The 25,234-nt window shown below is 72.8% G+C and carries 21 protein-coding genes; 15 read left to right on the top strand and 6 right to left on the bottom strand.

Features of this window, described 5'->3' with window-relative positions:
* The first annotated feature begins 21 nt into the window (after positions 1–21).
* The 5 genes from R7226_RS07045 to R7226_RS07025 all read left to right on the top strand — a co-directional run bounded on the left by R7226_RS07045 (position 22) and on the right by R7226_RS07025 (position 6,167).
* Positions 22–1,374, top strand: coding sequence for an ABC transporter substrate-binding protein (locus tag R7226_RS07045; RefSeq protein WP_318596340.1), 1,353 nt, complete (start codon positions 22–24; stop codon positions 1,372–1,374).
* A gap of 113 nt (positions 1,375–1,487) precedes the next feature.
* The gene (locus tag R7226_RS07040; RefSeq protein ID WP_318596339.1) at positions 1,488–2,330 is read left to right on the top strand and encodes a carbohydrate ABC transporter permease; all 843 of its coding nucleotides are present in this window, start codon (positions 1,488–1,490) and stop codon (positions 2,328–2,330) included.
* A complete protein-coding gene (locus R7226_RS07035) occupies positions 2,331–3,242 on the top strand; it encodes a carbohydrate ABC transporter permease (protein WP_318596338.1) in 912 nt (303 codons plus the stop codon).
* A gap of 12 nt (positions 3,243–3,254) precedes the next feature.
* Positions 3,255–4,412, top strand: coding sequence for an ABC transporter ATP-binding protein (locus tag R7226_RS07030; RefSeq protein ID WP_318596337.1), 1,158 nt, complete (start codon positions 3,255–3,257; stop codon positions 4,410–4,412).
* Positions 4,413–4,472: 60 nt separating this feature from the next.
* Entirely contained in the window at positions 4,473–6,167 is a 1,695-nt protein-coding gene (locus tag R7226_RS07025) for a GAF domain-containing protein (protein ID WP_318596336.1), read from the top strand.
* Here R7226_RS07025 and R7226_RS07020 read toward each other — a convergent pair.
* From R7226_RS07020 to glnT, 4 genes are read right to left on the bottom strand one after another with little or no spacing between them, the layout of a single operon-like run.
* Positions 6,127–7,110: a heme-dependent oxidative N-demethylase family protein gene (locus R7226_RS07020; protein ID WP_318596335.1), complete on the bottom strand. Its 984-nt coding sequence runs from the start codon at positions 7,108–7,110 to the stop codon at positions 6,127–6,129. The genes R7226_RS07025 and R7226_RS07020 overlap by 41 nt on opposite strands.
* Positions 7,107–8,060: a PDR/VanB family oxidoreductase gene (locus tag R7226_RS07015; protein WP_318596334.1), complete on the bottom strand. Its 954-nt coding sequence runs from the start codon at positions 8,058–8,060 to the stop codon at positions 7,107–7,109. Before R7226_RS07015 ends, R7226_RS07020 begins: the two co-directional genes overlap by 4 nt.
* Positions 8,057–8,569 (bottom strand): dimethylamine monooxygenase subunit DmmA family protein, encoded by a 513-nt coding sequence (locus tag R7226_RS07010; protein ID WP_318596333.1) that lies wholly within the window; start codon positions 8,567–8,569, stop codon positions 8,057–8,059. Before R7226_RS07010 ends, R7226_RS07015 begins: the two co-directional genes overlap by 4 nt.
* 12 nt (positions 8,570–8,581) lie before the next feature.
* Positions 8,582–10,000, bottom strand: a complete 1,419-nt coding sequence (glnT, locus tag R7226_RS07005) for a type III glutamate--ammonia ligase (RefSeq protein WP_318596332.1) — start codon at positions 9,998–10,000, stop codon at positions 8,582–8,584.
* A 146-nt stretch (positions 10,001–10,146) separates the two neighbouring features.
* Between glnT and R7226_RS07000 the strand changes: the two genes are divergently transcribed.
* The 10 genes from R7226_RS07000 to R7226_RS06955 are packed head-to-tail and all read left to right on the top strand — an operon-like array spanning position 10,147 to position 21,139.
* A complete protein-coding gene (locus tag R7226_RS07000; RefSeq protein ID WP_318596331.1) occupies positions 10,147–11,058 on the top strand; it encodes a class II glutamine amidotransferase in 912 nt (303 codons plus the stop codon).
* A complete protein-coding gene (locus tag R7226_RS06995) occupies positions 11,055–11,750 on the top strand; it encodes a GltB/FmdC/FwdC-like GXGXG domain-containing protein (RefSeq protein WP_318596330.1) in 696 nt (231 codons plus the stop codon). Before R7226_RS07000 ends, R7226_RS06995 begins: the two co-directional genes overlap by 4 nt.
* Entirely contained in the window at positions 11,747–13,054 is a 1,308-nt protein-coding gene (locus R7226_RS06990; RefSeq protein ID WP_318596329.1) for an FMN-binding glutamate synthase family protein, read from the top strand. The genes R7226_RS06995 and R7226_RS06990 overlap by 4 nt, the downstream gene beginning before the upstream one ends.
* Positions 13,055–13,079: 25 nt before the next feature.
* A complete protein-coding gene (locus R7226_RS06985; protein WP_318596328.1) occupies positions 13,080–13,370 on the top strand; it encodes a sarcosine oxidase subunit delta in 291 nt (96 codons plus the stop codon).
* Positions 13,367–16,246: an FAD-dependent oxidoreductase gene (locus R7226_RS06980; protein ID WP_318596327.1), complete on the top strand. Its 2,880-nt coding sequence runs from the start codon at positions 13,367–13,369 to the stop codon at positions 16,244–16,246. The genes R7226_RS06985 and R7226_RS06980 overlap by 4 nt, the downstream gene beginning before the upstream one ends.
* On the top strand, positions 16,243–16,929 hold the full coding sequence (locus R7226_RS06975) for a hypothetical protein (RefSeq protein ID WP_318596326.1): 687 nt from the start codon (positions 16,243–16,245) through the stop codon (positions 16,927–16,929). Before R7226_RS06980 ends, R7226_RS06975 begins: the two co-directional genes overlap by 4 nt.
* A 19-nt stretch (positions 16,930–16,948) precedes the next feature.
* Positions 16,949–18,133 carry an FAD-dependent oxidoreductase gene (locus R7226_RS06970; protein ID WP_318596325.1) on the top strand — a complete coding sequence of 395 codons (1,185 nt, stop codon included), beginning with the start codon at positions 16,949–16,951 and terminating at the stop codon, positions 18,131–18,133.
* A gap of 31 nt (positions 18,134–18,164) precedes the next feature.
* The gene (gene purU / locus R7226_RS06965) at positions 18,165–19,064 is read left to right on the top strand and encodes a formyltetrahydrofolate deformylase (RefSeq protein ID WP_318596324.1); all 900 of its coding nucleotides are present in this window, start codon (positions 18,165–18,167) and stop codon (positions 19,062–19,064) included.
* A 2-nt stretch (positions 19,065–19,066) separates the two neighbouring features.
* Positions 19,067–19,990: a bifunctional methylenetetrahydrofolate dehydrogenase/methenyltetrahydrofolate cyclohydrolase FolD gene (gene folD, locus R7226_RS06960; protein WP_318596323.1), complete on the top strand. Its 924-nt coding sequence runs from the start codon at positions 19,067–19,069 to the stop codon at positions 19,988–19,990.
* A gap of 6 nt (positions 19,991–19,996) precedes the next feature.
* Positions 19,997–21,139 carry an aminomethyltransferase family protein gene (locus R7226_RS06955; protein WP_318596322.1) on the top strand — a complete coding sequence of 381 codons (1,143 nt, stop codon included), beginning with the start codon at positions 19,997–19,999 and terminating at the stop codon, positions 21,137–21,139.
* Between the two features lie 15 nt (positions 21,140–21,154).
* Here the strand turns inward: R7226_RS06955 and R7226_RS06950 are convergent, their stop codons facing one another.
* On the bottom strand, positions 21,155–24,670 hold the full coding sequence (locus R7226_RS06950) for an Ig-like domain repeat protein (RefSeq protein WP_318596321.1): 3,516 nt from the start codon (positions 24,668–24,670) through the stop codon (positions 21,155–21,157).
* Positions 24,667–25,234 (bottom strand): hypothetical protein (locus R7226_RS06945; protein WP_318596320.1); only part of this gene is annotated, 568 nt, incomplete at its 5' end. The genes R7226_RS06945 and R7226_RS06950, both read right to left, overlap by 4 nt.

The raw sequence follows: 25,234 nt of genomic DNA, 5'->3' as shown, positions 1-25,234 counted from the left end.
CTTCCGAGGAGAAAGCGCCCCATGGCACGAGGTACGAAGAACTGGCGGCAGGTCGTCGCCGCAGCCGGGCTGGTCCTGACGATGGGAGCGGTCGCGGCGTGCGGCAGCGGCTCGTCCGACGACGACGGCAAGACGTCCGCCGCGACGACGTCGGCGAGCAGCGACGTCAGCGGGACGCTCACCTTCTACAACTTCCTGCCCGAGGGCAACGAGGGCAGATGGTGGGACAGATTCGTCGCCGACTTCGAGCAGAGATACCCGGACGCGAAGGTCGACGTCACGCGCTACTCGACCGAGGACTACTGGACCAAGACGCTCGCGGCCTTCTCCTCCGGTGACGAGCCCGACGTCTTCATCCCCAACGCCGGCGAGGACCTCGACAAGTACATCCGTGCCGGCAGAATCGCGGCGCTGGAGGAGATCGTCGACGTCGACGCCTACAACCCGTCGACGCTGGAGCCGTTCAAGGACAGAGCCGGGCACCTCAACGGCGTCCCGATCTACTCCTACATCATCCTCGGCTGGGCCAACGAGGACCTGCTCGCCGAGCACGGCGTCAGCGTCCCGAGAACGTGGGACGAGCTGCTCGCCGCCTGCGGCAGACTGAGCGCGGCGGGTGTCACGCCGCTGGCGATGGGCAACGCCGGCCAGGATCAATTCACCACCGGCCAGCTGCAGGACGCGCTGCTCTACCAGCTCGGCGGCGCGGGCACGACGCGCGACGCCGCCTACGGCACCGACGACGTCAGCTGGACCGACGACAACTTCGTCAGCGGCGCCGAGCAGATGAAGGCGCTGATCGACGCGAGATGCTTCCCGAAGGGCTTCACCGGGATGAACTACTCGCAGATGACGAACCTGTTCGCCCAGGGCAAGGCGGCGATGACCTTCACCGGCTCGTGGTTCGCCGACCAGGTCGAGAGCTCCGGAGCGAGATTCAGAACGGCCGTCTTCCCGCTGCCCGACGCGCCCGGCGCGACGCACTCGACCGAGCGACTCGAGGGCATCCTCGGCGGCGTCAATGGCCTCGCCGCATCGGCGAAGGCGGCGGAGAAGAACCCGGCGCTGGTCGCCGCGTTCCTCGACTCGTTCGGGGACGTCGTCGACGACTACGCCAACACCAACAGCCAGCTCAGCGTCGCGGCCGATCCGAGACCGCAGGGCAGCGCGCTGCAGAGAAGCCTGTCGGAGGTCTTCAGCTCCGCCAGAGAGATCGCGCCGGTCAGCGACACGATCCTGCCCTCGACGCTGAGAGGCGAGTACAACGGCAGCGTCGTGGCGCTCACGTCCGGTGAGCTGACGCCCGAGGAGTGGGCGAAGGCGATGGCCGAGACGAGCGAGCGAGAGCGGCCGAACTTCCCCGAGCTCGGCTGAGCGGCAGAGGATCTGCGAGCGGCGCAATGTCTGAGATGTCGAACGCAAGCGGTGTGGTGCGGATGCGGCGGTCGCGGTGGCGGCCCCGCTCAGCATCGATCATCAAAGTGGCGATGGTCACGCCGGCGATGGCGCTGTTCCTCGTCTTCTACGTGGCGGCGGTCGTCTTCGGCATCGCGCTGAGCTTCTTCCGCTGGAACGGGCTGGAGCCGAGAAGATTCGTCGGCTTCGAGAACTACAAGCAGCTGTTCGTCGACGATCCCGTCTTCTTCACGAACGTGAAGGTGACGCTGATCGTCGTCGGCGCCTGCCTGATCTGCATCCTGCCGCTGGCGCTGCTGCTGGCGGTCTGCCTGTCGGGCAGAGGGCGGCTGCTGCCGCTGTTCCGCTGGATCCTGTTCCTGCCGGTCGTGATCCCGCTGGCGGCGACGGCGCTGCTGTGGGCGGAGATCTTCAACCCGGCCGGCGGCGTCGCGAACGAGTTCCTCGGCGTCTTCGGGATCGGCGAGGTGACGTGGCTGGGGGACAAGAACGCGGCGCTGTGGGCGTTGATCCTCGTCTCGGTCTGGAGCATCCTCGGCCTGCACGTGGTGATCCAGCTGTCGGCGCTGTCGGCGATCCCGACGGAGCTGAAGGAGGCGGCGCGACTGGAGACGCCGTCGGTGTGGAAGATCTTCCGCCACGTCGTCTTCCCGCTGCTGCGCGACAGCCTGACGGTGTCGGCCGCGCTGGTGATCACCGGCTCGTTCGTCTTCTTCACCAGCCTCGCGTTCATCATGACCCGCGGCGGGCCGGTCCACTCGACCGAGGTGCTCGGCCTGCGCGCGTACCTGGAGGGCTTCGCGGGGCTGAACTTCGGCCGTGCCTGTGCGATCACGGTGATAACGATGCTGATGACGATCGTGCTGGTCGGCACGACGCTGCTCATCGGCTCACGACGACGAGTCGAGTATTAAGTGACTACTGAACAGCAGACGCTCGCGCGCCCGCCGGCGCAGCAGGCGCCACGCCCGCTCCCGGCCGTCGCGCAGACCAGCCGCGCCGGGCGCAGATGGCTGCGCGAGACGGCGCGCTACGCGATCCTGATCGTCGCGAGCGCCGCCTCGCTCTATCCCGTGCTGTGGATGCTGACCGTCGCGATGAAGACGAAGGCGGAGTACACGCAGCACCCGATGAGCCTGCCGCAGTCGCTCAACTTCGACAACTTCGCGGCGGTGCTCGGCAACGACGACGTGCTGCGCTATGTGCTCAACAGCGTCATCGTCGTCGGCGCCGCCGTGCCGCTGGTGACGTTCACCTCCGTGCTGGCCGGCTACGCGCTGGCGCGGCTGTGGGGGCGGGGCGGCTTCGTGATCCTGTTCGTCTTCCTCTTCAGCGAGCTGGTCCCGATCTCGATCCTCGCGATCCCGCTGCTGCTGACAGTCAAGGAGGTCGGCGTCGAGAACGGCGCGCTGCGCCTGATCTGCGTCTACTCGGTCCTGATGATGGGCTTCGCCGTGCTGCTGACGCGGGCGTTCTTCCGCGCGATCCCGGAGGAGCTGCGCGAGGCGGCGCGGCTCGACGGCTGCAGCGAGTTCGGCGTCTTCTGGCGCATCATGGTCCCGCTGGCGCGCTCGCCGATCACGTTGATCGCGGTGATCACGTTCATCGTGCTGTGGAACGAGCTGTTCCTCGCCGTCGTGCTGCTCGACAGCGCGGCCGGCCGCACGCTGCCGCTCGGGCTGACCGAGTTCCGCGGCCGCTACTCGACCGACTGGCCGACGGTCTCGGCGGCGCTGCTGCTGAGCGCGCTGCCGACGATGGTGCTCTACGCCGCGTTCCAGAGCCGGATCGCGAATCAGTTCTCGCGCAGCACGACGCGCGAATAAAGGAGAAGGACGATGGCGAGCATTCGCTTCGATGGTGTGACCAAGCGCTACAAGGACGGCACCCTGGCCGTCGACGACCTGCGGCTCGACATTCCCGACGGTGAGTTCCTCATCCTCGTCGGGCCCTCCGGCTGCGGGAAGACGACGGCGCTGCGGATGCTCGCCGGGCTCGAAGAGATCAGCGAAGGCGAGATCGTGCTCGGCGACCGCGTCATCAACGACGTCGAGCCCGGCGACCGCGACGTCGCGATGATCTTCCAGAACTACGCGCTGTTCCCGCACATGACCGTCTACGACAACATGGCGTTCCCGCTGCGGATGCGCAGAGTGGCGAAGAAGGAGGTCGCCGAGGGCGTCAGAGCGGCCGCGCAGCTGCTGGGGCTCGGCGAGCTGCTGAGACGGCGGCCGAACCAGCTGTCGGGCGGTCAGCGCCAGCGCGTCGCGATGGGGCGGGCGATCGTCCGTCAGCCGGCGGCGTTCCTGATGGACGAGCCGCTGTCGAACCTCGACGCGAAGCTGCGCACGCAGATGCGCGGCGAGCTCGCGCGCATGCACCGCCGGCTCGGCACGACGACGCTGTACGTGACGCACGACCAGACCGAGGCGATGACGCTCGGCTCGCGCGTGGCGGTGATGCGCAACGGCATCGTGCAGCAGGTCGGCGCGCCGCAGGAGCTGTATCGCAACCCGGCGAACGCGTTCGTCGCGCGCTTCATCGGCTCGCCGCCGATGAACGTGATGCGCGGGGCGCTGGAGGACGGACGGCTGCGGGTCACCGGGCAGGAGGACGGCGCCGGGGTCGACGTCGGCGGGCGCTGGCCGGGACAGACGCGCGAGGTGCTCGTCGGGATCCGGCCGGAGGACTGGCGGCTCGGCGCCGAGCCGGCGCCGGGCGAGGCGCTGACCCTGCGGGGAGAGGTCGAGGTCGTCGAGGAGCTGGGCGCCGAGACGATCGTCTACTTCCGCCACGCCGCCGCCGCCGTCGACGTGGCGGGTGAGGACGACGGCATCGGCGAGACGTTCGCCGCGCGCTCGGAGGGCGGCGGGCGACTGCCGGCGCCCGGCGACCGCGTCGCGTTTCACGCATCCGCATCCGCGCTGCACGTCTTCGACGCGGGCACCGGCGAGGCGGTCGCGGCGCCGCTGCACGCCGCGTCTCCGGCGGCCTGAGCGCGGGCGACGCGCGATGAGCGTCCTCGCCCCGCCGCGCACGAGACCGCCGGCCGCGCGATGACCGTGCTCGGGCGGTCGGTGCAGCTGGGGCGCAAGACGCTCTACGACGTGATCGGCGTGATCGCGTCCTCGCCCGACCTCGATCGCGTGCTCGACGGGATCGTCGACGTGTTGTCGAGAGCGACCCGGTCGCACGCCTGCTTCGTCTACCTGCGTGACGGTGAGCGCCTGCGGCTGCAGGCGGCCTCGGCCGTCTACTCGCATGTCGTCGGCAGCGTCGAGTTCGGCGTCGAGGAGGGGATCAGCGGGTGGGCGGTGCGCAGCAACCGCTCGGTCTTCGTGCGCGATGGCGCGCTCGCCGATCCGCGCAACCACTACGTGCGCGAGCTGGAGGAGGAGCGCTTCCAGTCGATGGCGGCGATCCCGATCCCATCGCGCGGCGGGACGGTGCTCGGCGTGATCGTGTTGCACACGATCGCGCCGCGCGAGTTCGACGAGGCGACGATCGGGCTGCTGGAGCACGCCGCGCCGCTGGTCGCCGGCGTGATCGAGAACGCGCAGCTGTACGCCGACGCGCGTCGGCGCGTCGCGGCCCTGACACTGCTGACCACGCTGAGCGAGCGAATCGCGGGCGCGCGCTGCCGCGAGGAGCTGCATGAGATCGCCGAGGCGGGCGTCCGCGAACTGCTGCGCTGCAGCGAGGTGCGGCTGCACGAGTCCCATGACGGCCGCCGTGGGCCCGCGCTCGCCGCCGCCGAGGCGGCGGCGCAGGTCCTGAGCGTCCCGGTGACGGCGGGGGAGGAGCAGCTCGGTGTGCTCGTCGCGACCGCCGAGCACGGCTTCGAGCCGGATGCCGAGGAGCTGCTGCGCGCGGTCGGCAACCAGCTCGCGTTGGCGCTCAGGACCGCCGAGCTGATCGAGCGGCTGACCGAGGAGAACGTGGTGCGCGACCTGTTCGCCGCGTTCGAGCATGGCCGCGTCGCGGAGGCGGAGTCGCTCGCGCTGCGGGCGCGCTGCGGGCTGGACCGCTCCTACGTGGTCGTGCAGGTCGTGCCGACGGCACGGCCGCGCAGCTCGTGGCAGCAGCAGGCGGAGCGCTGCGAGGCAGGTCTGCGTCGTCAGATCCCCGGCGCGCTCTGCCATGCCGACGGCGAGCGCGTCCGCGCGCTGCTGCCGCTTCCGGCTGGCGGCGCCAGCGGCGAGCTGGCCGCGCTCGACGCGGCGCTCGCCCGGCTGGGCACGGCGCATGCGGTGGCGATCGGCCGCAGTGACGTGCACCGCTCGGCGACCGCCGGCGGCGGGAGCCTGCAGGAGGCGGGAGACGCGGCGTGCGTCGCCGCCGCGCTCCTGCATGAGGGTGGCGCGCGTGCCTACGCGCAGCTCGGCGCGTACCGCTACCTCGTGCACCTGGCGGCCGCCGACGGCCCCACCGATCGGTACGTCGAGGCGGTCGGCACGATCGCCGCCTACGATCGCCGGCGCGGCAGCGAGCTGGTCGCGACGCTGGAGCAGTATCTCGCCAGCAGCCGCAGCGTCACGGAGACGGCGCGGGCGCTGACGGTGCACCCGAACACACTGCGCCGCCGGCTGGAGCGGATCGAGCTGCTGACCGGCCTGACGCTCCCCGGCGCCGACCTGCTCGCGCTCGAGCTGGCCGTCAAGCTCACGCGCCTGCGCGCCGGGATGGCGGCGGGCGGCGCCGCCGGAGAGCTCACGCGGCCGCGCGCAGCCAGTCGACCGCCGCGCTCCTGAAGCGCGTGATCCCCTTGTAGTCGACGAGGTCCTGCGGCAGCTCGTCGAGCACCTCGGCGGTGCGCCGCCGCCACGGCTCGACCAGCGCCAGCTCGCGCAGCGACAGCAGGTAGGAGCGGATCACGAACAGGACCGCGCCGGACTCCGCCAGGCGCACGAGATGCTGCACCTCGACGCGCAGGTGCAGGCGCGCGCCGACGTCGTCGCCGAGCACCACCTGCGAGCGGTCGGGACCCCACTCGGGATATGTCTCGGTCGCGGTGTCGAGCCGCCGGTCGACCGTCATCGTCCAGTTCGTGCGGCGGTACGGGTGGCCGAGCTGCAGCCGCAGCAGGAACTGCTGCGCGCGCGGGATGATCCCCTCGACGTGGATGCGCGGGACGGGACCGTGCACTTCCAGAAAGCTCATGCCGACGTCGAAGCCGAGCGACCAGTCCGCCGCGAACGTGACGAGGCCGGCATCGGCGAACAGCTGCTGCTCACGCTGGTCGAGCAGCACGAGATCCTCCTGCAGCTGGTCGCCGACGAAGCGCAGCGGCTCGCACGGGAGCGTGTCGTCGTCCCCGAAGACGAAGCGCTGCTCGACCTCCGCCAGCTCGTTGACCCAGTGCCAGGCGCCGTTGCGCTCGCGCCGCAGCCGCATCTGCCCGGGCCGCGCCAGTGCCAGCTCCTGCAGGCCCAGCAGCAGCGTGTCCCAGGCGGCGACGCGCATGTGCGGCAGCACGATGCAGCGGGTCGGGTCGCGCGCGAGGATCCGCGCACGCTCGGCCAGCTCGTCGCGGTAGTCGCCGTCGACGTCGACGATCGTCGCGCCCCAGCCGCCGGCCTCCGTCGTGCGCACGGCGCGGGCCGGCTCGATGTTCGTGCTGTAGCGGTACGTGTCGGCCGCGAACGGGAACGGGAAGCCGCGCACCCGGTCGGGCAGCGTCGTCGTTTGGGTCACAGGTCCAGCTCCAGTTCGTCGTCTTCGGCGCGCGAGACGCAGCACATGACGCTGTCGCCCGCGAGCCGCTCGGGGCCACTGAGGTAGAGGTCGCGATGCTCGGGCCGACCGGCGCGCACGCCGACCCGGCACTCGCCGCAGACGCCCTGGCGGCAGAGGCTGGAGACCGGGGCGCCGACCGCCTCCAGCGCCTCCAGCAACGTCACCCCCGACGGCACGCGCAAGCGCGTTCCGCTGCGCGCGAGCACGGCGGTGAACGGCCGGCCGGGGCTCAGCTCGTCGGCCGAGAAGCGCTCGCTGTGCAGCCGCCCCTCGGGCCAGCCGGCGGCGCGCGCGGCGGCGAGCACCGTCTCACTCATCGCGCCCGGTCCGCAGACGTAGAGGTGGGTGCCGAGCGGCTGCGCCGTCAGCTCCTGCGTGAGTCGCTCGCCGAGGTCGGCGCCGCGGCGGAAGCGGGACAGGCGGTCGCCGCACAGCCGCTCCAGCTCGGGCACGTGCGTGGCGGCGTCGCGGCGGTGGGCGTAGAGCAGCGTGAAGGGGTCGCCCCAACGGCGGGCCGCGCGCACGTGCGAGAGGATCGGCGTGATCCCGATGCCGCCCGCGACGAACAGGTGCTTGCGCGCCGAGCGCGCGGGCGCGAAGGCGCTGCGCGGCGGCGAGACGACCAGCTGGTCGCCGTCGCCGAGCCGCTCGTGCAGCCAGCGCGAGCCGCCGGCGCCCTCGACGTCGAGGCGGACGGAGATGGCGTAGTGGTCGGGCGCGTCGGTGGGGCCGGTCAGCGAGTAGGCGTTGCGCCGTCCGCCGCACTCGACGACGACGTGGCTGCCCGGCGTGAAGCTCGGCAGCGCGTGGCCGCGCGGATCGACGAGCCGGATCGCGCGAACGGCAGGCGTCAGCCGCTCGATCCGCTCGACGCGCAGGACCAGGCGCTCGTCGCGGACGTCGCTCATCGCGGCTCCTCGGCGTCGGCCATGAAGCCCATGTAGGCGCCGAGCCGGCGCGAGACGTGGTGGTAGACGAGCAGCGTGCGACCGCAGCCGGTGCAGCCGACCTCGTCACCGACCGCGGTCGCGTGCTCGGCGATCGTGCGGCAATGGGTGCACCAGACGCGCCGCCGTGTCGCGCTGGTCACGTGCTGGCGCACCTCCTCGCCGAGCGCGCCGGCGGCGACCGCCTCGGCGCGCAGGCGCAGCAGATCGAGCTCGGGTCCGGCCAGCATCAGCCGCCAGCCGACCGTCGCGTGCCGCAGCTGCTCGCGCAGCGCCTCGACGACGCGCGCGTCAGCGGTCTCGCCATGCGCACTCCACAGCGGCGTTCGCGCCTGCCGCGTCGCATCCGCCCAGCCCCGCGCGACGTCTCGACCGGTGTCACCGATCGAGACGATCGCGATCCTCCGCGCCCCCGGATCGACGCGGGGCAGCTCGGCCCAGCGCGGAACGCTCGTGTGTCGCTCGCTCACCATCGCGACGCCTCAGTAGAGCTGCAGGTAGCGGTCGAGCTCCCACTGCGTGATCTGCTCCTGCGCGCGCGTCCACTCCGCCCGCTTGACGCCGACGAAGTAGTCGAGGTAGTCACCCTTCGCGTTGCTGCCGAGCGCGGCGCGCAGCACGTCGTCGCGCTCCAGCTCGCGCGTCGCGTCGAGCAGGTTGGCGGGCAGCACGTCGATCCCGCGCGCGACACGCTCCTGCTCGGACAGCTCGTGCAGGTTCAGCGAGCCGGTCGGCGCGCCGGGGTCGAGCTCGTTCTCGATCCCGTCGAGGCCGGCCGCGAGCAGCGCAGTCGCCGCCAGGTACGGGTTGCAGGAGCCGTCGACGGTGCGGTCCTCGATGCGCCCGGGACCGGGGATCCGCAGCATCTGCGTGCGGTTGTTGGCGCCGTAGCTGATGTGGACTGGTGCCCACGCCGAGCCGCTGCGCGAGCCGACGACGAGCCGCTTGTACGACGTCACGGTCGGCGCGGTCAGGCCGATATACGCCTTCGCGTGCGCCTTCAGGCCGCCGAGGAAGCGGTAGGCGGTGGGGGAGAGGCCGAGGCCGTTGGGATCCTCGTCGAGCGGCGCCTCGAAGACGTTGACGCCGTCCTTCCACAGGCTCATGTGGAAGTGGCAGCCGTTGCCGGTCAGGTGCGCGAACGGCTTCGGCATGAAGGTCGCGATCAGGCCGCGCTCCTGCGCGATCGACTCGACCATGTAGCGGAAGAAGATCGCGCGGTCGCAGGTCGTGAGCGCGTCGGCGAAGCCGAAGTTCTGCTCGAACTGGCCGTTGGCGTCCTCGTGGTCGGTCGCGTAGTTGTCCCAGCCGAGCGCGTCGATGTGGCGCGCGACGTCGCCGACGAAGTCGAGGTTGCGCGTCAGCGCGCGCATGTCGTAACAGGGCTGCTCCAACGTGTCGAGCGCGTCGGCCGGCTCGATCCCGCCGTCGGCTCTGCGGCGCACGAGGAAGTACTCCAGCTCCGCGCCGATCTTGAACTCGTAGCCGAGCGCGGCCGCGCGCGCCAGCTGCCGTCTGAGGATCGTGCGCGGGCAGTAGCCCCACGGCTCGCCGAGCACGTGCACGTCGCACGCCATCCGCGCGATCTCCGGGCGCCACGGCAGCGGCGTGAAGCTCGACGCGTCGGGCATCGCCTCGAGATCCGGATCGTTGGGCGTCTGCCCGATGTCGCCGGCCGCCGCGCCGGCGAATCCGGCGCCGTCGTCGAACAGGCCGTCGAGATGGTGGGCGGGCACGAGCTTGGCGTTCGGCTTGCCGTGCATGTCGACGAACTGCGCGAAGACGAACTCGACGCCGCGCTCGCGCACGTAGGCGGTCACCTCCTCGCGGGTGCGCGGCAACGGCCCGGCCGGGAGGTGGCCGTTCGTCGTCGGCGAGGGCAACGCGTTGGTGGTCGGCACAGTCGTTCGGCTCCTTGGGATGGTGCGTCCATCAAACGCGACGCCTCGCTGCCGGGGAAGGTGCAGATCAGCCACATCGGGCGGTCGAACTCTGGCCGCCTCGGCCATGGGAGCGGGGCCGGGGCAAACCTAGATTGACCCTCGACATGTGTGGAATCGTCGGTCTCTACAGCAAGGCCCCCGGCGTCGGCGAACAGCTCGGCGCCCACCTCTCGCGGATGCTCGTCGAGATGGGCAGTCGCGGCCCCGACAGCGCGGGCGTCGCGATCTACCGTGACCCGGTCGACGCCGGCTTCGCGAAGCTCTCGCTGCACGCACCGGGCGAGGAGACGGTCGACTGGGACGGCGTCGAGGCAACGCTCGCGGCCCGGTTCGGCAGCGCGCGGACGCGACTCGCCGGCCCGCGGCACGCCTGCGTCACGGTCTCGGCGGAGGCCGGAGAGCTGCAGCGCTGGGCCGCCGCGGCCTTCCCGTCGCTGCGCACGATGAGCGCGGGCAGCGCGATCGAGATCATCAAGGAGGCGGTCGCGCCGGCCGAGTTCGCGCGCCGCTTCGCGCTCGACGAGCTGCGCGGCAGCCACGCGCTCGGCCACACGCGGATGGCGACCGAGAGCCGCGTCACGACCGAGGGCTCACACCCGTTCTCGACCGGCGCCGACCTCTGTCTCGTGCACAACGGCTCGCTCTCCAACCACAACCGCCTGCGCCGCGTGCTGCGGCGCGAGGGGATCGCGTTCCAGACCGAGAACGACTCGGAGGTCGCCGCGGGCTACCTCAGCTGGCGGATGCGCGAGGGCGCGACGCTGGAGCAGGCGCTGGAGGGCTGCCTCGACGACCTCGACGGCTTCTACACGTTCGCGGTCGGTACGGTCGACGGCTTCGCGGTGCTGCGCGACCCGATCGCCTGCAAGCCGGCGGTGATGGCCGAGACCGACGACTGGGTCGCGATGGCATCCGAGTACCGCGCGCTGGCGCTGCTGCCGGGCGCCGAGGACGCGACCGTGTGGGAGCCCGAGCCGGGCCGCGTCTACTCGTGGGGCAAGGAGCTGGTCGCATGAGCACGATGGCGCTCACGACGTTCGACCTCGCCGCCGAGCCTCTGCGCGCGCTCAACGAGCGCTTGCAGGCGCAGGACGGGCCGTCGCAGTGGCGGGTCCTCAATCCCGGCGGGCGCCACAACGTCGCCGTCGGGCTCGACGCCGAGCTGGAGGTCGAGCTCGACGGTCACGTCGGCTACTACTGCGCCGGCATGAACCAGCGCGCGACCGTGCGCGTGCGCGGCAGCGCCGGCACCGGCGTCGCCGAGAACATGATGTCCGGCCGCGTGCTGGTCGACGGCGACGTGAGCCAGTCGGCGGCGGCGAGCGCCCACGGCGGCCTGCTCGTCGTGCGCGGAAATGCGTCGGCGCGCTGCGCGATCTCGCTGAAGGGCGCCGATGTGGTGGTGCGGGGGTCGGTCGGTCACATGGGCGCGTTCATGGCGCAGCGGGGCCGGTTGGTGGTCTGTGGTGATGCCGGCGATGCGCTTGGTGACTCGTTGTATGAGGCGAGGTTGTATGTGCGCGGCTCGGTCGCCTCGCTTGGCGCCGACTGCGTCGAGAAGGAGCTGCGCGAGGAGCACCTCGCGGAGCTGCGCGAGCTGCTCGCGGCGGCCGAGGTCGACGACGCCGACGCGGAGGAGTTCCGTCGCTATGGGACGGCGCGCGAGCTGTACACGTTCAAGCCCGACGACGCGGGGAGCTACCGATGAGCCTGCGCGAATCGGCGACGTTCGACCGTGCTGCGATCGCTGAGATCCAGCGTGCCGCGCGGACGGGGATCTACGACATCCGCGGCGGCGGCGCCAAGCGCAGGGTCCCGCACTTCGACGACCTGCTGCTGCTCGGCGCCAGCGTCTCGCGCTATCCGCTGGAGGGCTACCGCGAGCGCTGCGCGACCGACGTGACGCTCGGCACGCGCTTCGCGAAGCGGCCGCTGGAGCTGAAGATCCCGGTCACGATCGCGGGGATGAGCTTCGGTGCGCTCTCGGCGCAGGCGAAGGAGTCGCTTGGCCGCGGCGCCTCGGCGATGGGGACGAGCACGACGACCGGTGATGGCGGCATGACGGCGGAGGAGCGGGGCCATTCCGACTTGCTCGTCTATCAGCTGTTGCCGTCGCGCTACGGGATGAACCCCGATGACCTGCGCCGTGCGGACGCGATCGAGGTCGTGATCGGGCAGGGCGCCAAGCCGGGCGGTGGCGGGATGTTGATGGGGCAGAAGATCTCCGATCGCGTCGCGCAGATGCGTGACCTGCCGCGCGGGATCGATCAGCGCAGCGCCTGCCGTCATCCCGATTGGACGGGTCCTGACGATCTCGAGATCAAGATCGAGGAGCTGCGCGAGATCACCGGTTGGGAGAAGCCGATCTTCGTCAAGGTCGGCGCGTCGCGCACGTATTACGACGTCGCGTTGGCGGTCAAGGCCGGCGCTGACGTGGTCGTGCTCGACGGGATGCAGGGCGGCACGGCGGCGACGCAGGACGTCTTCATCGAGCATGTCGGGATCCCGCTCCTGGCCGCGATCCCGCAGGCCGTCGAGGCGTTGCAGGAGCTGGGGATGCACCGCGAGGTCCAGCTCGTCGTCTCCGGCGGGATCCGTTCGGGCGCCGATGTCGCGAAGGCGCTGGCGCTCGGCGCCGACGCCGTCGCGGTCGGGACCGCCGCGCTGGTCGCGCTCGGCGACAACGCGCCGGAGCTGGATGCGGAGTACGCCCAGCTCGGCTCTGCCGCCGGTTACTACGACGACTGGCACGAGGGGCTGGACCCGGCCGGGATCCTGACGCAGGACCCGGCGCTGGCGGCCCGTCTGGACCCCGAGCTGGGCGGCCGGCGGCTGGCGAACTACCTGCGCACGCTGGTGCTGGAGACGCAGACGCTGGCGCGCGCGTGCGGCAAGTCGCACGTCCACAACCTCGAACCGGAGGACCTCGTCGCGCTGACGATCGAGGCCTCCGCGATGGCGCGCGTGCCGCTTGCCGGCACGAGCTGGATCCCCGGCCGCGACGGCCGCTGACACCCCCGATCTGACGAGCGAGCTGATGTCTTTCCTGTTGACCTGCCCGAACTGCGGCGTGCGCGAGGTGGCCGACTTCGGCTTCGGCGGCGAGGTCTCGCCGCGCCCGGCGTCGCGCCCCGAGTCGCTGCGTGCATTGGCTGCGTCCGCGTACTTCCGCCGCAACGTCGCCGGCGTGCAGCGCGAGTGGTGGGTCCACCGCTCCGGCTGCGGACAGTGGTTCCTCGCCGAACGCGACACACGCACCAACGACGTGAAGTGGACCGCGCGGCCCGACGAGGCGCCCGCCGCGACCAGAGAGCCGGTGCGCGCATGACCCGTCTGAGACCGCAGCCCGCCGAGCGGATCGACCGCTCCAAGCCGATCTCGTTCAGCTTCGACGGCAAGCAGGTCGACGCGTTCGAGGGCGACACGATCGCCTCCGCGCTGCTCGCTTCCGGGCGCAAGGTGATGGCGCGCAGCTTCAAGTACCACCGCCCGCGCGGCGAGCTGGGCGGCGCGGCCGGCAGCGGAACCGCGCTCGTGCAGGTCGGCGACGAGCCCGGTGTGCGCGCTGCGGCGCGTCTGGTCGTGCCCGGTCTGCGGGTCGAGCACCAGAATGCGTGGCCGTCGCTCGACTTCGACGTGATGCGCGCGACCGACAAGTTCGGCGGCCCGTTCACGCCGGTCGGCTTCTACTACAAGACCTTCATCCGCCCGCGGCGGATGTGGCCCGTGTACGAGCGCGTGCTGCGCAAGGCAGCGGGCCTCGGCCGCCTGCCCGCCAGACAGCACGAGCGGCTGTGGGAGACCGAGTATCGCCGCCGCCACTGCGACGTGCTCGTGATCGGCGGCGGCCTCGCCGGGCTGTCCGCCGCGCTGCGCGCGGCGCGGATGGGCGCCGACGTCGTGCTGTGCGACGAGGACGTCGAGCCCGGTGGCGCGCTGCTGGCAGAGGGTCGGCACGAGCACGTCCGCGCCCGTGCGGACGAGGCGCGCGCCGCCGGTGTCGAGATCCTCGCGGGCGCTCCCGCGCTCGGCTACTTCGACGGGCTCGTGCCGATCTGGCAGGGCGACACGCTGCACCAGGTGCGCGCGCGGCAGTTCGTCAGCGCGACCGGCGCGCTGGAGCAGCCGCTCGTCTTCCTCGACAACGACCTGCCGGGGATCATGCTCGCCGGCGGCGCGCGCCGGATGGCCGCGCTCTACGGCGTCGCGCCGGGGACGACGGCGGTCGTCGCGACGGTCGGCGACGAGGGACTGGAGGCCGCGCTCGGCCTGCACGCCGCCGGCATCCGGATCGCGGCCGTCGCGGACCTGCGTCCCGACGCGGCCGCTCGACCCGCCGCCGAGCGTCTCGTCGCGGCGGGCGTCGAGCTGCTGCCGGCGACGACCGTCGTGCGAGCGCGAGGCAACAGCGCCGTCGAGCGCGTCGTGCTGGCGCGGATCGACGGCGCCGGGCGCGCGCTGCCCGGAAGCGCGCGCGAGCTGCACTGCGACCTGCTGGCGGTCAGCGGCGGCCTGGTGCCCGCCAGCTCGCTGCTGCTGCAGGCCGGCGCGCGCTCGCATCACGATGCCGCCACCGGACGTTTCCTGCCCGGCGCGCTGCCGCCGGGCGTGCATGCCGCCGGCGCCGTCGCGGGACACCCCGCCGGCGCGGCGGAGCTGGCCGGCACGGCGGCCGGCGCGAGCGCCGCCGTCGCGCTCGGCCTCGGCGGCCAGAAGGCGCGACGCGAGCTGCAGGAGGCGCGCGCGCTGCTGGACGCCTGCGAGCCGGCCGCCCCGCAGGCACCGGTCCCCGCCTGCGCTCACGATGGCCGTGGAGGTGGCAAGGCGTTCGTCGACCTCGACGAGGACGTGACCGTCAAGGACGTGCGCCGGGCGGCGGACGAGGGCTTCGACGTGATCGAGTTGGCGAAGCGCTACACGACCGTCACGATGGGGCCGACGCAGGGGCGCTACTCGCAGCTGCCGTCGGTCCGTGTGCTGGCCGACCACACCGGCAGATCGCTCGCCGACGTCGGCCTCACGACGGCCCGCCCGCCGTGGTCGACCGTTCCGCTCGGCGCGCTTGCGGGGCGGCCGATCGAAGCGGCGAAGCGCTCCGCTCTGCACGCCCGGCACCGCGAGCTGGGCGCGACAGTGCGCTGGGCCGGGGACTGGCGCCGCGCCTACGACTACGGCGATCCGGAGGCGGAGGCGCTCGCGGTGCAGGAGACCGCCGGCGCGATCGACGTCTCGACGCTCGGCAAGCTGCTGCTGCGCGGCCCCGACGCCGGCGAGCTGCTGGACCGGCTCTACCCCAACCGCATGAGCACGCTCAGACCCGGTCGCATCCGCTACGGCGTGCTGCTGTCGGAGATGGGGCGGATCACCGACGACGGGACCGTCTGCCGGCTCGACGACGAGACCTTCTACGTCACGACGACCTCGGCCGGTGCGGCAGCGGTCGAGCGCTGGTTCTCGTGGTGGCTGACCGACTGGGGCCTCGACGCACGGCTGACCGATGTGACGCAGGGAACCGCCGCGATCAACCTCGCCGGGCCGAAGGCGCGCGACGTGCTGGCGGCGGTGACCCCGCTGGACTGCTCCAACGCCGCGTTCGAATACCTCGAGGCGAAGCACGCGGAGGTCGCGGGCGTGCCGTGCCTGCTGCTGCGGATCGGTTTCGTCGGCGAGGTCGGCTACGAGATCCACTGCGCCGCTCCGCAAGCGCAGCGCGTCTGGGACGCGCTGTTCGAGGCCGGCGCCGCGCACGGCCTGCGGCCGTTCGGGCTGGAGCCGCAGCGGATCCTGCGGCTGCAGAAGCTGCACGTGCTGATCGGGCAGGACACCGACTCCGAGTCGACGCCGTACGGCGCCGGGATGGACTGGACGGTCAAGCTCGACAAGCCGCAGGACTTCATCGGTCGCTGGGCACTGGAGCACGCGGCCGAGCGCGATCCCGCGCACGCGCTCGTCGGCTTCAGCGTCCCGGGCGGGCGCATCCCGCACGAGGGCGCGGTCGTGACCGTCGGCGGCATGCCCGCGGGCCAGGTGACGAGCGCGCGCCGCTCGCCCAAGCTGGAACAGACGATCGGCATGGCGTGGGTTCCGCACGAGCTCGCGCACGACGGCGCGCGTCTGACGATCTCCGACGCCGGCACGTCGTTCGACGCCGTGGTCACGACGAAGCCGTTCTACGACCCCGAAGGAGCGGTCCTGCGCTCATGAGCACCCTTGCCTTCCTGCGCGCCGACCACGGCGCCACCGCACCTCTGCCGCGCAGCCCGCTGGCGGCGGAGACGGCCGCGGCGGGCAGCTCGCCTGCCGCCTGCCGCGACACCGTCGGCTGGGCCGACAGCTCACTGCTCGGCAAGCTCGAACTGCAAGCGCCGGCCGACGAGCTGGCCGGTCTGCGGGCCGCGCTCGGCTTCGAGCAAGCGGCCGCCGGCGTCGCCGCGCGCGGCGACGCCGGCTGGTGGTGCCCGCTGACGCCGACGCGTGCGCTGCTGTTGGGCGCGGCGGGCGCGACCGGCGCGCTGGCCGCGCTGGTGGATGGCGCCGACGGGACTGCTGGCCAGAGCGCCGCTCGCGTGCTCGACGTCACGGCGCAGTTCGCCGCCATCACGCTCGCCGGCCCGCTCGCGCGTGAGACGATCGCGCGCTTCTGCGCGCTCGACCTGCGGCCCGCGCACGCGCCGGTCGCGGCGCTGCGGCCGGGATCGGTCGCGCGAATGCCGGGGATCGTCGTCCGCGAGGCCGAGGAGCGCTACCTGCTGCTGTTCGGCGCGGCCTACGCGAGCTACGCGTGGGAGGTCGTCGCAGACGCCGGCGCGCGGCTCGGCGGTGCTGCCGTGAGCGAGGACGCACTGCCTCCGATCAACGCTCCGAAGGAGGTCGGTTCGCATGCGTGATCTGTTTCGCAAGCGTCGTATGTGGCGTCCGCCGTCGCGGCTCAGAGACAGCTACGACGTCGTGATCGTCGGCGCGGGCGCGCATGGGCTGGCGACCGCCTACTACCTCAAGCAGCACGGCATCACGAACGTCGCGGTGCTCGACAAGGGCTATATCGGTGGCGGGGCGGCGGGGCGCAACACGACGATCTTGCGCTCGAACTACAAGACGCCGGAGGGCGCGCGCTTCTATGACGCGAGCGTGAAGTTGTACGAGGGGCTCGCTCAGGATCTGAATTTCAACCTGCTGTTCTCGCAGATCGGGCACATGACGCTCGCGCATTCCGATCGCGCGATGTTCGTGATGGCCAACCGCGCCGAGGTCAATCGGCTGCAGGGGATCGACTCGCGATTGATCACGCCGGAGGAGGTGCAGGAGCTGGCGCCGGCGATGTACGTCGGGCCGGAGACGACCTATCCGATCATGGGCGCGCTGTACCACCCGCCGGGCGGGATCATCCGTCATGACGCGGTCGTGTGGGGCTACGCGCGCGGCGCCGACGAGGGCGGGGCGGAGATCCACCCCGGCACGGAGGTGACGGGCTTCGAGATGGAGGGCGGCCGCATCTCGGCGGTGCGGACGAGCAGAGGCCGCGTGAAGGCCGGCGTGGTGCTCAATTGCACGGCCGGCTGGTCGTCGATCGTCAACGACATGGCCGGGGTGCCGCTGCCGATCACCACGCACATCCTGCAGGCGTGCGTGACTGAGCCGGTCAAGCCGTTCCTCGATGTCGTCGTCGTCTCCTCGCAGATGCACGTCTACATCTCGCAGTCCGATCGCGGCGAGTTCGTGATGGGCTCGGAGATCGAGCCGTGGACGACGTATCGGATGAACGGCACGCTCAACTTCCTGCAGGACCTCTCGCGGCACACGCTGGAGCTGTTCCCGCAGCTGGAACGGGCGCGGCTGCTGCGTGCCTGGGCCGGGCTCTGCGACCTCTCGCCCGACTACAGCCCGATCCTCGGCACGACCGCGGTCGAGAACTTCCACGTCTCCGCGGGCTGGGGCACCTACGGCTTCAAGGCCGCGCCGATCGTCGGCAAGACCTTGGCGGAGCTGGTCGCGACCGGCAGGACCCCGGAGCTGATCGCCCCGTTCACGCTCGAGCGCTTCTACGAGGACAGATTGGTCTCCGAGCTCGCCGCCGCAGCCGTCAGCCACTGACGCCGACCACCTCCCGACCGACCTCAGGATGATGACCTCTCCCACGCTCCAGACCGCGCCGGACCGCGCCGAGGAGGCCCCGGCAGTGCAGCTCACCCGCCTCGTCTGCTCGTGCCCCGACAGGCCGGGCATCGTCGCCGCCGTCTCGCGCTTCCTCGCCGATGCCGGCGCGAACATCGTCAGCTCCTCGCAGTACTCGACCGACCCGCGCGACGGCACGTTCTTCGTGCGGATCGAGTTCACGCTCGCGCTCAGCGCCCGCGACCAGCTCGCCGAGCGCTTCGGCCTCGCCGTCGCTGACCGCTTCGAGATGCGCTGGCGGATGTGGGACGCCGAGCGCAGAAAGCGCGTCGCGGTGCTCGTCTCCAGACACGACCACGCGTTGATGGAGCTGCTGTGGCGCTGGCGCCGCGGCACGCTCGACGCCGACCTCGTGCTGGTCGCGTCCAACCACGCCGACCTGCGCGCCGACGTCGAGAGCTTCGGGCTGCCGTTTCACCACGTGCCCGTCAGAAGAGGGGAGAAGCCCGCGGCGGAGGCGGCGCTGCTGGAGCTGCTCGCCGACAGGGCGGACCTCGTCGTGCTGGCGCGCTACATGCAGATCCTCTCGGGCGACTTCCTGCAACGGCTCGGGACGCCGGTGATCAACATCCACCATTCGTTCCTGCCGGCCTTCGAGGGCGCCGGCCCGTACGAGCGCGCGAAGGAGCGCGGCGTCAAGCTCGTCGGCGCGACCGCCCACTACGTGACCGAGCAGCTCGACGCCGGTCCGATCATCGAGCAGGACGTCGTGCGCGTCAGCCACCGCGACGATGCGCCGGCGCTGACGCGACTCGGCGCCGACGTCGAGCGGGCGGTCTTCGCGCGCGCCGTCCAGTGGCATTGCGAGGACCGCGTGCTCGTGCACGGCAACACGACGGTCGTATTCTGAGCATGGGCTTCACGAACGTCTACGGCGTACCGGGGAGGAGCGGCGCCGGCGCCGAGTCGCCGCGCGCGCGGGCGGTCCTGCTCGACGGCAGAGCGGTCGCGGCCACGCTGCGCGAAGAGACCGCCGCCGCGGTCGCCGCGCTGCGCGCACGGGGGCGGGAGGCACCGGCGCTTGCGACGATCCTCGTCGGTGAGGACCCCGCCTCGCACGTCTACGTCGCCGCCAAGCACCGCGCCTGCGAGGCGGTCGGGATCCGCTCGCTCGACCACCGCCTCCCGGGCGACGTCGAAGGCGAGCGGCTGGCCGAGCTGATCGGCTCGCTCAACGCCGACGACGCCGTCAGCGGGATCCTGCTGCAGCTGCCGCTCCCGTCCCAGCTCGAGGCGTCGGAGTTCATCGACCTGATCGACGTGGGCAAGGACGTCGACGGCCTCACGACCGCGAATGCCGGCCAGCTGTGGCGCCAGCGGGACGGACTGCGGCCGTGCACCCCGGCGGGCATCATCGAGCTGCTGGATCGGTGCGGCGTGCCGATCGCCGGCCGCCACGCGGTCGTCGTCGGCCGCTCGGACCTCGTCGGACGACCGCTCGCCGGCCTGCTGCTGCGGCGTGACGCGACCGTCACGATCTGCCATCGGCACACCGCCGACCTGCCGGCGGTCTGCCGCGGCGCCGACATCCTCGTCGCCGCGTGCGGGATCCCGCGGCTGATCGGTGTCGAGCACGTCAGACCGGGCGCGGTCGTCGTCGACGTCGGGATCACACGCACCGACGACGGCCTCGTCGGCGACGTCGACTTCGACGCCGTCGCCACCGTCGCCGCCGCGATCACGCCGGTGCCCGGCGGGGTCGGCCCGATGACGATCGCGCTGCTGCTGGCCAACACCGTCGCAGCGCTTCCCTCTACGACAGACAAGGATCGGTGAGCTCACGTGACCAATTCGTGGCGCATCTCGGCGCTGGCCTCGCGACATGTCGCGCTCGGGTCCGCGCTGGAGGACTGGAACGGGATGGGGACGGCTTGGACCTACGGCTCCAGCTTGGCCGACGCGCACGAGGCGATCCGCACGCGAGCGGGGCTGATGGACGTCTCGGGCCTGAAGAAGGTCCACTACGTCGGCCCGCACGCGGAGAGCCTGCTGCAGGAGGCGGTCACGCGCGACGTCTCGAAGCTGCACCCGGGCAAGTGCGTCTACGCGACGATGCTCGACGAGCGCGGCACGTTCGCCGACGACTGCATCGTCTACCGCACCGGCCCCAACGCCTTCTTCGTCGTCCATGGCGCCGGCGCCGGCCACGAGCTGCTGACGCGCTCGGCGGTCGGGCGCAGCGTCGCCGTGCTGTTCGACGACGACCTCCACGACCTCTCGCTGCAGGGGCCGTCGGCTGTCGACTTCCTCGCGCGCCACGTCGACGGGATCCGCGAGCTGCCGTACTTCCACCACATGCAGACCAGATTGTTCGGACGGCCGGTGATGATCTCGCGCACCGGTTACACGGGCGAGCGCGGCTACGAGATCTTCTGCAAGGCGCGGGACGCGCCGGCGATCTGGGACACGATCCTGGAACAGGGCGCCGACCTCGGGATCGTGCCGTGTGCGTTCACGACGCTCGATTGGCTGCGGGTGGAGAGCTACCTGTTGTTCTATCCCTACGACAACTCGCAGATGTATCCGTTCGCCGCGGACGCGGCCGGCGACACGCTGTGGGAGCTGGGCCTCGACTTCACCGTCTCGCCCGGGAAGCAGGGCTTCCGCGGCCAGGGCGAGCACGAGCGGCTGCGCGGGCGGGAGCGCTTCAAGATCTACGGGGTCCTGCTCGACGGCGACGGCGATCGCGCGTTCGCCGCGGCCGAGGGTGACACGCTGTGGGCGGACGACCGCCAGGTCGGCATCGTCACCTGCGCGATGCACTCGCGGCTGACGGGTCGCTCGATGGCGCTCGCCCGCGTCGACGTTCCCTTCGCCGTGCCCGGCAGAGCCGTCGAGGTCCGCGGCAGCCTGACAGCCGCCGCCGTCACCCATGCGCTCCCGTTCGACGACCCGGAGAAGCAGAAGCGCACGGCGAGAGGGTGATCGCCGGGCGGGCGGTCAGGGGGCGAGCAGGACCGGCAGCGAGACGAGCTCGGCGCCGACGCGGATGCGCAGCATGGCGGTGCCCGCGCCCTTGCGGGGGCGCGTGACGGTCACCGCGATGCGGCGCGGGCCGCCGGCGCGCGCGGCGGCGCCGACGCGCGGACGGGCGACCTGCCGCATCAGGCCGCAGGCGATGCGACGCTCGACGGTCGCCGTCCTCACGCTCTTCGCCCCGCTCACCGTCGCCTCGATGCGGACCTTGCCGCGGCCGCGGTCGCGAACCCGGACGATCCGCAGCGGCTGGGACAGCGAGACCGGCTCCGAGCGGGTGCTGCCGGCGGTCGCGACGTAGGCGACGTCGGTGGCCTTCAGGCCCCGCGGGCGGGCGACGACGACCGACCAGCCGCCCGTCGCGTTCACGGTCGGGCGGGCGACCTCGCGCCCTGCGCGCACGATCGCGATGCGCGTGCCGGCGAGGTCGGCGGCGGCGACGCCGCGCAGGCGCACCCGCTTGCCGCTGACCGAGACGGCGGTGATCGCCAGCGACCGCGTGCACAGCAGCGGCGAGCGCTCGGCGGCCGCGACCTGCCGCGGCGTCAGGACGGGCGGGAGCGGGGTCGCGGACCCCCTCGCGGGCGCGGACGGCGAGCCCGGGGCCGCGATCCACTGGGTCAGCTGGGCGTCGACGCGCGTGAAGCCGGGGATGCCGAGGTACGAGGCGCGCACCAGGTGGGCGCCGGCGCGCAGCCCGGTCACCGGTGCGGAGACGGCGGTCGCGCCCGCGGCGACGGCGACGGGCGGCCCGTACGGGCGGCCGTTGACGCTGAACTGGACGTTCCCGCCCGGCGTGCCGAGCGCGGGCGGCGCGATCCCGAGCTGCATCGTGAAGCGCGGCGCTCTGCCGAGCGCGGCCCCGGGATCCGAGCTGCGGATCGTGCCGAGCGTCGCCGCCGGGTCGACGCCCTGCGTCGCGCCGGCCGCGTTCGCGAAGAAGCTGGCGTCGCCGCCGTAGCTGGCGAGCAGCACGTGGGGTCCGGCGGCGAGCGCGGGGATCGCGACCGAGTCGGCACGGCCGTCGCGCAGCGGCACCGGCTGGCCGACCGGGGCGCCGTCGACCGTGAACGTGACGGCGCCGGTCGGATTCCCGGTCGCGGCGCCGGCCGCGGCGACCTGCGCGTGCAGCCGCACCGGCTCGCCGAAGACGGAGGGATCGGGCGTCGCCTCGAGCGTCACGGTGGTGCGGCCCTGGCCGACGAGCTGGGCGAGCGCCCCGCGCGAGGCCGAGAAGTCGAGGCTGCCCGGTTCGTAGCGGGCGGTGATCTGATGGGCGCCGGGCAGCTCGGGCGCCGTCACCGCGCACGTGGCCTGGGCGGCGACGAGCGTGACGCCGTCGCACGCGACGATGCCGTCGACGAGGACGTCCACTCCTCCGGTCGGGACGGCGGCCGGGCTCGCCGACGGCGGCTTCACGGTCACGGTGATCAGCGAGGCCTGCCCGACCACGGGGCTGCGCGGGTCGGCCGTCAGCTCCGTCGCCGTCGCGGTCGCGCCGACCGACTGCACCGCGTCCGCGGTGGCCGGCGCGTAGCGCGGCGAGCCGTCGTAGGTGGCGGTGACGTCGTGGGTGCCGGAGGGCAGCGCGATCGCGTTCGATCTCGCCGACCCGTCGGTCAGCTCGACCGGCCCGCCGAGCGGCGTCCCGTTTACGGCGAAGGTGACCGAACCTGTCGGCGTCCCGGCGCCCGGGGCGAGCGCATTCACGTCGGCGGTGAAGGTGACCGGGTCGTCGTCCTCCGACGGGTTCGCCGAGGAGCTGACGTCGATCGCGGTTCCGGCGCGGATGACGCGCTGCGTCGTCGTCCCGCTGCTGCCGACGAACTGGCCGTTGGAGAGGTAGCGCGCGGTGACGGTCACGCCTTCGGCGAGCCGGACCGGCGTGGACAGCGCGGCGCCGTCGGCGTCGAGCGGCACCGATTGCCCGACGCTCTGCCCGTCGATCTCGAAGACGATGGTCCCGGCGGGTGTCGGCGCGGTCGACGGCGATTGCGCGACCTGCGCGAGGAAGCGGATTTGCTCGCCCGTCACCGACGGGTTGCCCGGGACGGTCGAGAGCGAGGTCGCCGTGACGGCCGGATCGTTGGTGAGCGCGTAGCGTGCCGGCTGGGCGACGCCGTCGACCGTCGCGATCGCGGAGAACGCTCCCGCGATCGTTCCCGCGATCAGCGGCGGCGCGGTCGCGACGCCGGCGGCGTCGGTCGTCACCGTGACGGTGCGCGGGTTCGTGCCGCCGTCGTCGAAGGTCGCGCTCGCGCCACTGGCCGGCAGCGTGAAGGTGACGGCCAGGCCGGGGATCGGCGCGTCGTTGGCCGCGATCACGCGCGCCTGCAGCAGGCCCGGGTAGCGGGAGCCGATCGTCGTCTCCTGGACGCTGCCGCCGGCCGCGGAGACCGCCTTGACGTCGATCGACCAGTCCAGCTCGACCGCGCCCTGGCAGGCGGGGAACTGGCCGCCGTCGGCCGGGCAGGTCCCCTGGTCGACGGTGAAGGCCGGGTCGACGACGGCCGGGTCGGCGAACGAGTCGCCGCCGGCCCCGCCGCCGCCGCCGAAGCCGTAGGTGAGGTCGGCGCAGCCGGGCACGGCGGCCAGCACGATCCCGCCCGCGCGGGCGCGGACAGCGCCCGCGCGGCGCGCGAAGTCGGGTGTGACGGGGAAGTCGGGGTTCTGCCAGCTGGGGTCGATTCTGTCCTCGGTCGGGTCGAAGCGGCTGCCGGCGCCGCCGCCGAGCATGCCGCCGCCACCGCCGCCGCCGCCACCGGAGTTGAGGCCGCAGTCGAACGGGCCGTAGCGGTCGGAGTCGCCGCCGTTGGTGCCGCTGCCGCGCTGGGGCAGCCCGAACACGTTGCCTTCCGACTTTCTGGACTGTGCGGCCGGCGGCTGCGACCCGGCGCTGCCCTGCGGCGAGCCGGCCCCGCGCCCGCCGGCGCCGTCACCGCCCGCGCCGCCCGGCAGCCCGTCGCTCTGGTTCTCCCAGCGCAGGCCGTTGCCGCCCGCGCCGCCGCCACCGCCGGCCACGACGAGCGGCGCGCCGCCGTCGGGCCCGAAGGCGCTGCCGCCGCCGCCGCGGTTGCCGTCGAACGCGAACGGGCCGCCCTTGCCCTGGGCGCCGCCGGATCCGTAGCCGAGGCCGCCGTCGTAGCCGCCGACGACGACGCTGAGACAGCTGCCGCCCGCGACCGGCACGACGCCGGTGGCGATGCCGGGACGGCCGCCGGCGCCGGTCTTGCCGGTCGAGCTGCCGCCATGGCCGCCGCGCACGGTGAAGCGCACTCTGTCGACGAACGCGGGGATCGCGAACTGCTGCGTGAAGCCGGTGTAGCCGAAGATCTGCGAGGTCTGGCTCGCGGGCGGCGGATCCGGGCAGATGCCCGCGGCCGCGGCGGTGCCGGGCAGCGCGGCGGCGAGCGCGGCGAGCGCGCTGAGCGCGCCGGTCACGGGGAGCGCGCGGGAGCGCGAGCGGCGCAGGGTGCTCATCGGGTGCTCCTCGCGGGGGCGACGACCGTGACGGTTCGCCGCGTGGTCGTCGGCCGTCCGGCCGGGATCTCGACCGTCGCCTGCAGGCGCAGCCGCTGCCGCCCGGCTCTCGCCAGCGCGCGCCGGGCCGTGGCGCCGAGTCGGAGGCGAACCGCGCGAGCGGCGCCGCCGCTGACGGAGATGGGCGCTGAGGCGACCGGGCGGGCGCCGGCGCTTCCCAGCGTCAGTCGGCCCGCGCAGCGCGCCCAGGCCGGGCAGCGGACCTGGACCGCGAGCGAGCCGTCGCGGCCCGCGGTGATCGCGGCGCCGCTGAGCGACAGCGCGGGCGCGCGGCGCGCCAGCAGCCGCAGCGGCCGCGCGACGGTCGCCTCGGCGGCGTTCGCGGGGACCGCCGTCGCCGTCAGCCGGAGGCTGCCCTGAGCGGCCAGCACGCGCTCGGCCGCGCGCGTGAGCTGGACGCGCACCGCGCGCTGCTCGCCGGCGGCGACGGTGTAGCGCTCGGCCCCGAGCACGACGCCGGCAGCGCGCCAGCCGCGCGCGCCCGGGGCGCCGAGCAGCCGGGCG

The sequence above is a fragment of the Conexibacter stalactiti genome (genome assembly GCF_033542075.1).
In the GTDB taxonomy this organism is placed as follows: domain Bacteria; phylum Actinomycetota; class Thermoleophilia; order Solirubrobacterales; family Solirubrobacteraceae; genus Conexibacter; species Conexibacter stalactiti.
This window is presented reverse-complemented; position numbering and strand designations above follow the sequence as displayed.